Raw genomic sequence first — 9418 nt, forward strand, 5'->3', positions numbered from 1 at the left:
TACATATAAGAAAAAACACCATGGATTCGTTTCTGTGGTGTTCTTTTCATTGCAGTCACTTTTCCGTTACCTAAGTAATATGACAAAAAGAGTGTATTGCATCACTCTTTTCGTTACAATGAAGATACGTAAATTTGGAATTCACAAGGAGGCTTATTGGAACAATTATGAGTATTCAACTGGTGGAAGGCGTAAACGAAAATATTAATGAAATTATTGAACGATGGCAATTACTAATGAAGGATGAAAAGGGAGAGAAGTTTTTTCATTTCATGCCTGAACAACTTGTAGAAAAGACGAGTAGTGAGTTTGCGGCACTGATGACATCGAATATTTATGAACAAGACATTGTCAATACTGAGAAGTTGAAGGAATTTACTGTGAAGGTTGTCCGGTTTGGTTGGTCTATTAAATTTGTAAATAAAGCGATTGATAACTTTTCGAAAATTGTTTTCGAATTATTGGAGGAAAAAGGGGTTATTGAACAAAGTAATTTACGGTTTTATATGACACTTTTCGATAATTGGATTTTGCCTTTACGCGAAAGTATCATAGAAGCCTATTCCGTGGAATGGGAACGGACCGTCAGTTTGCAGAAAATCGCCTTGCAGGAACTGTCGGCTTCATTGATACCGGTTTTCGAAAAGATATCAGTAATGCCGCTTGTCGGTACGATCGATACCGAGCGGGCAAAATTAATTATGGAAAACTTACTGGAAGGTGTAGTAAAGCAGCGCGCCGAAGTAGTACTTCTTGATATTACCGGTGTACCAGTCGTGGATACAATGGTCGCCCATCATATCATTCAGGCGGCGGATGCAGTCCGTCTTGTCGGAGCAAAATGTATGCTGGTTGGAATTCGGCCGGAAATTGCCCAAACCATCGTTACGCTTGGTATTAACTTGAATGATTTCACAACAACTAGCACGTTGCAGCGCGGAATGCAGGAGGCACTTGGACTGACGAACCGTACAGTAGTGGAGGTTGAACAATCATGAATATGAGAATTCCAATTTTGAAATTAAATGACACATTAATTGTTTCTGTTCAATGGGAACTTGACGATCAGACGGCCCTCCAGTTTCAAGAGGATTTATTGAGGAAGATGCATGAAACGACGGCAAGAGGTGTTGTGATTGATTTGACACCAATTGATTTCATCGATTCTTTTATTGCAAAAGTGTTGGGAGATGTTATCAGTATGTCTGGTTTAATGGGGGCGAAAGTCGTCATTACTGGTATTCAGCCTGCCGTTGCAATTACGCTTATCGAACTTGGGATTCGTTTGGAGAATGTTTTGACGGCACTCGATCTCGAAAACGGATTGGACAAACTGCGTAAAGAATTGGAGGCCTAACAATGGAGTACTGGTCTTCTGTAGACATATACACGGAGTGGGACATTGTTGCTGCCCGCCAGTTGGGCCGGAATGAAGCGAAGAAGTCCGGCTTCGGTACGGTCGATCAGGCACGTATCACAACGGCAATTAGTGAATTAGCACGTAATATCTATTTATACGCTGGAAAAGGTAAGATAGAAATAAAGCGGTTGTCTGAAAATGACCTGTACGGAATTACGATTATAGCTTCGGATAATGGCCCGGGAATTTCGGACATGCGTAAGGTGATGGAAGACGGATACTCGACTTCTGGAGGACTTGGTGCAGGTATGCCGGGCGTTAGAAGGCTTATGGATGAATTTAAAGTGGACACGGAGCCTGGAGTAGGAACAACGATCACTACTACAAAATGGCTCCGATGAGGAGATGATGATGGATGCCTCTGGAAGTTGGGAAGCAGTATAAAGAAATATTGAAGCAATATGTAGATGGACAAAATGAAGAAGATCTTTATGTAGGACAACAATTTAGCAGGCGATTCATAGAAAAGGATATATCGCCCGAAGACGTTATCAGTATCCATAAAACAGCACTCACTGAAGTCTTGCCGGATATGCCGGAAAAACTATGGCACTCGTTTGACTTTTTGATTGAAATGATGATTCATTACGGGCTTGCGCTTAGGGAGCATCAGAGTCTCATTCAAAAACAGGAAGAAATTCAGATTGAAATGAATGTAGCGGCAAAAGTACAAGATACGCTTCTGAAAACGAGGAAACCAGATTTTAAAGAGCTTGATATTGGATTTGTAACAGAGCCGGCTAAGCAAATGAGCGGGGACTATATTTATTTCCTAAATGATAATAGTTACGAAGCAGGTGTGGCTGTAGCTGATGTTATCGGAAAAGGGATTCCGGCGGCACTTTGCATGTCAATGATCAAGTTTGGAATGGACGGTTTGCAGAACGAAAATACAAGCCCGAGGAATGTCCTTGATATTGTTAACAGGATTGTGGAAAAAAGTGTAGATGATTCGATGTTCATTTCTATGTTTTATGGAAAGTATGATGCAAGGGACTCTAGTTTTTCATATGCTACCGCGGGACATGAACCTGCTCTCCTGTATAAGGCGGCGACGGGGGAATTTACGGAACTTCATGCAAAAGGACTTCTCCTTGGTGTTCATCCAAATGTCGTCTATGAAGAGAAATCAGTCCTTCTAGAAGAAGGCGACTTTATCGCGATGATGACGGATGGTGTTACCGAAGTAAGAACGGATACTGGTTTCATAGATGATGAAGTCATCAAATTGATCTTGTCGGAAGTGAAAGACGAACCTGCACAAACAATTGCTGATACAGTATACCAAAGGCTAGCGTATCTCCAAAACTTTCATTTACGCGATGATTTTACGATTGTTATTTTTAAAAAAGAGAACGATAAGGTTTAAGATTTTATGATAAGGGTATATGTATCTCTACTATGCTATTTTAAAAAAAGAAATTCGGGGTGTAATTATGAATTTGCAAGTCGACTTAGTGGAAGAAAATAGTGTTCAACGATTTAAAATTGTTGGCGAAATTGATGCGTTTACAGCACCGAAATTAAAAGAGTGTCTTGCATCAGCAGAAAATGTGGAAAACATGCAAGCTGAATTAGACTTATCTGAAGTTGGATATATGGACAGCACTGGGCTTGGTATTTTTGTCGGGTTCTATAAAGCTGTCAAGGCTAATGGAGGGCATGTGAAGATAGTTGGTGTAAACACTCGTTTAAAAAGATTATTCGAAATAACTGGTTTAGCTGAAGTTATGGATATCGTAATGGTAGAAAGTAGGGACAGAGATGCAACCGTATGATTATATTGAAATCAAGGTTCCCGCAAAAGCACAATATGTTGGAGTTGCTCGACTCGCGATTTCAGGACTGGCAAGCCGACTTGGTTTTACTTATGATGAAATTGAAGATTTAAAGATTGCCTCGAGCGAAGCGATTACTAATGCAGTTCAGCATGCATATAAAGAGGATGATGAAGGGGAAGTTGTAGTTGGTTGTGCTCTTTTTGTGGACAAATTAGAAATTATGGTCGCGGATCATGGGAAAAGTTTTGATTTTGAGGAAACGAAGAAACGCGTAGGACCATACAATGAACAGGAAGAAGTTCAATTTCTTCGTGAAGGCGGACTAGGCCTCTATTTAATGGAGACACTGATGGATGATGTAAAAGTGCTTCATGAGGAGGGTGTGACAGTCTTTATGACTAAATATCTCGGTGGAGAGCGGGGGGATGAGGATGTCGATGTCGAAAGAACCATCTCCTCTTGAATCTAAAACGGAAGAACAATCCCTTTCTCAAGCAGGAGGAAGCGAACCATCTCTCCGTGGAAGTGGAACGAAGCTAGAAGTCCTTGAATGGATTAAACGTTATCAAGAAACCAATGATGATGAGGCGCAGACAAATTTGGTTCTACACTATGAACGTCTCATTCAATCAATCGCCCGAAAGTACTCTAACGGTAAGTCCTTTCATGAAGATATTGCCCAGGTCGGCATGCTAGGACTTCTTGGAGCGATACGTAGGTATAATCCAGAATACGGGAGAAGCTTTGAAGCGTTCGCGGTGCCAACGGTCATCGGTGAAATTAAGCGTTTTCTCCGCGATAAGACATGGGCAATACATGTTCCACGCCGTATAAAAGAACTGGGACCAAAAATCAAGGCAGCTGTCGAAACGTTAACAATAGAAATGCAACGTTCTCCTCTTGTTGGTGAAATTGCGGAATACCTTGATGTAGAAGAAGAAGTGGTCCTCGAAGCGATGGAGATGGGGAGAAGTTATCAAGCACTCTCAATGGATCATACTCTCGATGCTGATTCTGAAGGGGGCACGATAACACTATTCGATATTATTGGTGAGAATGATGGTGGCTTTGAGAAAACAGATCAACGTATGGTTGTTGCGAATGCTCTAAATGTATTATCGGAACGTGAAAAACAAATCATCCAGTATACATATATTGAACAACTGAGCCAAAAAGAAACAGGAGAACGACTCGGTATTTCTCAAATGCATGTTTCAAGATTACAACGCAAAGCGATTAAGAAGTTACAGGAAGCAATATTGTCGGCTGGTGGTGCGTTATAGTGGATTCGATAATAACTGAGCATGTTGAAGCGTATGTTTATCAGGAAGCGAAGTTTGGAAATCGAGAATGTGGTGACTCTTATTTTATCCATGCGGAGGAAGGCTATTTCATCTGCGCAATTGCGGATGGATTAGGTAATGGACCGATTGCACGCCAATCTTCTCAAATTCTTCCTAAAGTGTTGAAAGAATATCATCATGAGTCAATAGACGAATTACTTAGCCGCTGTAATGAACATATGGTGCAAAAGCGTGGTGCGGCAGTAGCTATCGTCAAAGTCGATTACAAGCAAAAAACAATTCAGTATAGTTGTGTTGGCAATGTCCGTTTTTATATGCTTCATGATTGCGATAAGATGATTTATCCTTTACCGGTAATGGGCTATCTTTCAGGGAGACCGCAAAATTTAAAAACGCAACAATACAACTATGAAAAGGGAGACCTATTTTTCCTCCATTCAGATGGCGTCATACTTAGAAGCCCGAAAGCTTCATTGAAGGAAAGTTCGGGACCTTGTGAGCTATATCAAAAAGTGCTGGCTTCAATTGAACACGGTGACGATGCAACATTTATAGCTGGAAGCCTACTTCTGTGAGTTGGAGGTGGGCTTTTTTATTGCGGGTAATTATAAAGTCTTGGATTGCGGATAGAATGCAATATGGAGATTTCCCATCTAGATTCAAATCCATATCGGTTAGAACGGGCGCTTACGCTTTTGTTTTCAGGTAAGAAAGTATACGATTTTTTGACTTAGAATAGTGTCTAGCTCCAGGCGCCAGCCGCTTGGAGGCCCACAGGATGTGGGTCACCTAGCCATTGCCGCAGGACGCGGCGTACTTAGGCTAGGTTCCTTAAAAGCAATCCAACTATGTGGCAAAGAGCGCCACGTCGCTGGCCCGACTTATGCCTGTCGCGGGCCTACAGGATGTAGGTCATGCAGCTATTGCCACAGGAAGTGGCGCACTTAAGCTGCGATCCATTTAGGCGCCTTGCGCTTTTGTTTCCGTCCAGACTCCAGCGCCTAGAGGCTCGGGTCATAAGTCGGTCCGGCTGTGCGGCAAAGAACGCCGCTTCGCCAGCCCGCCTTATGCCTGTCGCCACAGAACAGGCGCTTGTGCTTTTGTTCGCAGGTAAGAAAGTATACGTTTTTTTGACTTAGAATAGTGTCTAGCTTCAGGCGCCAGCCGCTCGGGGTCATAAGCAATCCAGCTATGTGGCAAAGAGCGCCACGTCGCTGGCTCGACTTATGCCTGTCGCGTCTAGAAGGCGCCTTGCGCTTTTCTTATGTTAAAATGAATCTATAGAAGGAAGGGTGGTTTTATTGATGAAGCATATTGTTGAGGCTACAGCTGGGAAAGCGGCCGTCAGTATACATCAAGCTGAAAAGGTAATCGCATTACTTGACCAAGGAAATACTGTCCCATTTATCGCGCGTTACCGAAAAGAAGAAACTGGTTCGTTGGACGAAGTGCAAATTAAAGCGATTGAAGATGCTTATAGCTATGTGAAGGGACTTGAACAGCGCAAAGAAGAAGTGATTCGCCTTATCGATGAACAAGGTAAACTGGATGACGATTTGAGGAAATCAATTGAAAGCGCTACCGTTTTGCAAAGAATTGAGGACTTGTACAGACCTTTCAAACAAAAAAGACGGACACGTGCCATGATTGCAATTGAAAGTGGTCTTGAACCACTGGCGAAAAAACTGATGGAGTTTCCAGGGAATTCACCGGAAGATCTTGCTTTGCCTTTCTTAAATGAAGAAATTGGCGTAAATGCGGTTGAAGACGCATTGGCTGGAGCTCGGGACATTGTAGCTGAACAATTTGCGGATGATGCCGCAATACGGGAAAACATACGAAAGTTAGCGTGGTCAGATGGGATGATTGTTTCTGCAGTCCGCAAGGGGGCAGAGGACAAGCGTGACGTTTTCGAAAATTACTATGAGTATGAAGAGCCTTTGAAAAAAATCGTTCCACACCGTGTTCTTGCATTAAACCGCGGTGAAAAAGAAGATGTGTTACGTGTCGGTATTTCTTTCCCGAGTGAACGAATTATCGGAGGACTTGAGCGTGAGTTGATTCGTAAATCACATTCGCCTTCTGCACCACATGTAAAAGAAGCGATTGAAGATGCATTTAAACGATTGATTGCTCCATCAATTGAGCGGGAAATTAGGGCGGCGCTTACTGAAAAGGCCGAAGAGCAAGCAATCCATGTGTTTTCGGAAAACTTGAAAAGTCTTCTCCTACAACCTCCATTGAAAGGGAAAGTGGTATTAGGTCTTGATCCGGCCTTCCGGACAGGGTGTAAACTTGCCATAGTTGATGAAACAGGGAAATTACTTGAAATATCCGTAATTTATCCGCATCAACCCAAAATGGAAAAGGAAAAATCGAAGCGTGCTATTTTGGAGTTACTGAAAAAGTATCCGATCACAATCATTGCAATAGGTAACGGAACAGCTTCGCGTGAATCGGAATTGTTCATAGTTGAATGTATAAAAGAAGCACAAGCAGGTGTTTCGTATGTCATTGTAAATGAAGCGGGTGCCAGTGTTTATTCAGCTTCGGCTCAAGCGCGGGATGAGTTCCCTGATCTTCAAGTTGAACAGCGGAGTGCGGTTTCGATAGCAAGGCGTTTACAGGATCCGTTATCTGAGCTTGTGAAAATTGATCCAGGCTCAGTTGGTGTTGGACAATACCAACATGACGTAGCTAAAAAACGTCTTTCCGAATCACTATCATTCGTAGTTGAAACAGCTGTGAACCGGGTAGGAGTAGATGTTAACACTGCATCATCCTCGCTACTTCAATATGTGGCAGGGCTGTCCAAAACCGTCGCGGAAAATATTGTGAAATCGCGGGAAGAGAATGGATTGTTTACGAAGCGCAATCAATTGAAGAAAGTACCCCGCCTCGGAGCGAAGACTTATGAACAAGCGATTGGTTTCTTACGGGTACCTGATGCAAAAGATCCGTTTGATTCGACGGGGATTCACCCCGAAAGTTATCAATTGGCGGAACAAATACTAGAAGAAGCGAATGCAAGCAAGAAGTTGCTCGGTAAGAAAGAAACTGGGGATGCATTGTCTGCTCTTGACATCAAAGCTTTAGCGATTAGGTTAGATGTTGGGGAAGTGACATTGAAAGATATTATCGAAACACTTCAAAGACCAAATCGGGACCCGCGCGATGATTATCCGCAACCACTATTAAAAGCAGATGTACTCGACATGAAGGATCTATATGAAGGTCTTGAAATGCAAGGAACCGTTCGAAATGTTGTGGACTTCGGTGCCTTTGTGGATATCGGTGTAAAGGAAGATGGTCTCGTTCATATCTCGAAATTGAAAAAAGGATATGTAAAACATCCACTAGACGTCGTTTCTTCGGGAGATATTGTAACTGTGTGGGTGGAAGGTGTAGATAAAGGAAAAGGACGTATTTCGCTGACGATGTTACCGCCGACTGCAAAATGACGACTAAAGGAGGGGTGGCTATGACGGATGAAGAATTGAAGGAGCTTATTGAAAGTGTTTCTTTAGAAGCATTCGGAAAGTCATTCCTTCATATTGCTCGGTTTAATAGTAGACTAAGAACAACAGGCGGTCGCTATATACTTTCAAATCATTCGATCGAAATTAATCCGTTGGTTTTGGAGTTGTATGGAACTGAAGAGTTGGTTGGTGTAATCAAACATGAACTCTGTCATTACCATCTTCATATAGAAGGAAGAGGTTACCGTCATCGCGATGCAGATTTTAGAGAGTTGCTAAAGCGCACTTCTTCCCCAAGGTTTTGCCGACCACTAACTGAGAAGAATAAGAAGACCTATTCTATCTATGTATATGAGTGTACATCATGTAAGCTACTTTATAACCGGAGAAGAAGGATGGACGTTAGAAAATATAGATGTGGGAAATGTGCAGGGCAAATTGTGGTAGTGCAAGCTGTAAAATGATTGTTGAGGACACGGTGAGGACCTGCAAACCGCACTCTAATCGTGTTCTCAATAATACTTAAAATTAATTGATGAAAAAGTGTTGACGAAATGAGAAACTCTGTTTATAATAAGAAAAGTCGGTTGGGAACGGCGCGCACGACATTAACAAAAGCGTTTCCCGTACATAAGACAAACATCTTATATGGCCCCTTGGTCAAGCGGTTAAGACACCGCCCTTTCACGGCGGTATCACGGGTTCGAATCCCGTAGGGGTCACCATTACTTTTTTTGAAACGAAGTGTTGAAAAGAGTCTGACATGAACTTCATGCGAAGTGCTGAAAGAACTTTATACAACATGAAAAACGACTTATTACCGTATCGGTGGGGTATAGCCAAGTGGTAAGGCATCGGACTTTGACTCCGTCATCGTTGGTTCGAATCCAGCTACCCCAGCCAAACTTTCAGAATGCTAAAGCATACGAGAAGTTGTGCTACAAAAGAAGAGTATCTCGGTTCTTAGGAATTCATGGACTACTTCTTCTATATAATAGAGAGCCATTAGCTCAGTTGGTAGAGCATCTGACTTTTAATCAGAGGGTCGCAGGTTCGAATCCTGCATGGCTCATCATTAACTTGAAAAAAGTATTGACAAATGAACTGTATGGTATATAATAAAGTTTGTCGCTAAAGCAATGCGGTAGTGGCGGAATGGCAGACGCGCTAGGTTGAGGGCCTAGTGGGGGTTAACCCCGTGGAGGTTCAAGTCCTCTTTACCGCACCAAACAACTTGATTCATTAAAAGACCCTTTTACCTCGGTGGGTATAGTGATACATTAAGAAAGAAATGGTTATCATTCAACTAACGTCGGATGTGCCAATATTATGCGGGTGTAGTTTAGTGGTAAAACCTCAGCCTTCCAAGCTGATGATGAGGGTTCGATTCCCTTCACCCGCTCCATACTATTTTTATGAAACACATAAGCAAAT

Annotated in this window: 10 protein-coding genes and 5 tRNA genes; all 15 read left to right on the top strand. The window is 42.4% G+C overall.

Going from position 1 to position 9418, the window contains the following annotated elements; all coding sequences use genetic code 11:
* The first annotated feature begins 167 nt into the window (after nt 1-167).
* On the top strand, nt 168-998 hold the full coding sequence (locus H7992_RS02500; protein ID WP_067205318.1) for an STAS domain-containing protein: 831 nt from the start codon (nt 168-170) through the stop codon (nt 996-998).
* On the top strand, nt 995-1357 hold the full coding sequence (locus H7992_RS02505) for an STAS domain-containing protein (protein WP_067205320.1): 363 nt from the start codon (nt 995-997) through the stop codon (nt 1355-1357). Before H7992_RS02500 ends, H7992_RS02505 begins: the two co-directional genes overlap by 4 nt.
* A 2-nt stretch (nt 1358-1359) precedes the next feature.
* Nucleotides 1360-1761, top strand: coding sequence for an anti-sigma regulatory factor (locus H7992_RS02510; protein WP_067205322.1), 402 nt, complete (start codon nt 1360-1362; stop codon nt 1759-1761).
* A gap of 14 nt (nt 1762-1775) precedes the next feature.
* Nucleotides 1776-2789 (top strand): PP2C family protein-serine/threonine phosphatase, encoded by a 1014-nt coding sequence (locus tag H7992_RS02515; RefSeq protein ID WP_067205324.1) that lies wholly within the window; start codon nt 1776-1778, stop codon nt 2787-2789.
* 67 nt (nt 2790-2856) lie between these two features.
* The gene (locus tag H7992_RS02520; protein ID WP_187046556.1) at nt 2857-3198 is read left to right on the top strand and encodes an STAS domain-containing protein; all 342 of its coding nucleotides are present in this window, start codon (nt 2857-2859) and stop codon (nt 3196-3198) included.
* Entirely contained in the window at nt 3185-3664 is a 480-nt protein-coding gene (gene rsbW / locus H7992_RS02525; protein ID WP_067205326.1) for an anti-sigma B factor RsbW, read from the top strand. Before H7992_RS02520 ends, rsbW begins: the two co-directional genes overlap by 14 nt.
* Complete coding sequence (gene sigB, locus H7992_RS02530) at nt 3633-4484, top strand: RNA polymerase sigma factor SigB (RefSeq protein ID WP_255428564.1); 852 nt, start codon at nt 3633-3635, stop codon at nt 4482-4484. The genes rsbW and sigB overlap by 32 nt, the downstream gene beginning before the upstream one ends.
* Nucleotides 4484-5080, top strand: coding sequence for a PP2C family serine/threonine-protein phosphatase (locus H7992_RS02535; RefSeq protein ID WP_187046557.1), 597 nt, complete (start codon nt 4484-4486; stop codon nt 5078-5080). The genes sigB and H7992_RS02535 overlap by 1 nt, the downstream gene beginning before the upstream one ends.
* A gap of 729 nt (nt 5081-5809) precedes the next feature.
* Nucleotides 5810-7966, top strand: coding sequence for a Tex family protein (locus H7992_RS02540; RefSeq protein WP_187046558.1), 2157 nt, complete (start codon nt 5810-5812; stop codon nt 7964-7966).
* Nucleotides 7967-7986: 20 nt separating this feature from the next.
* The gene (locus H7992_RS02545; protein ID WP_067205335.1) at nt 7987-8448 is read left to right on the top strand and encodes a SprT family protein; all 462 of its coding nucleotides are present in this window, start codon (nt 7987-7989) and stop codon (nt 8446-8448) included.
* A 186-nt stretch (nt 8449-8634) separates the two neighbouring features.
* A tRNA-Glu gene (locus H7992_RS02550) sits at nt 8635-8709 on the top strand.
* Nucleotides 8710-8813: 104 nt separating this feature from the next.
* Nucleotides 8814-8887 (top strand) — tRNA-Gln (locus tag H7992_RS02555).
* 96 nt (nt 8888-8983) lie between these two features.
* A tRNA-Lys gene (locus tag H7992_RS02560) sits at nt 8984-9056 on the top strand.
* Nucleotides 9057-9125: 69 nt separating this feature from the next.
* Nucleotides 9126-9212 (top strand) — tRNA-Leu (locus tag H7992_RS02565).
* 103 nt (nt 9213-9315) lie between these two features.
* Nucleotides 9316-9389, top strand: a tRNA-Gly gene (locus H7992_RS02570).
* Nucleotides 9390-9418 lie beyond the last annotated feature (29 nt).

Origin of the sequence: Sporosarcina sp. resist (assembly GCF_014302295.1) — a bacterium.
Classification (GTDB): Bacteria; Bacillota; Bacilli; order Bacillales_A; family Planococcaceae; genus Sporosarcina; species Sporosarcina psychrophila.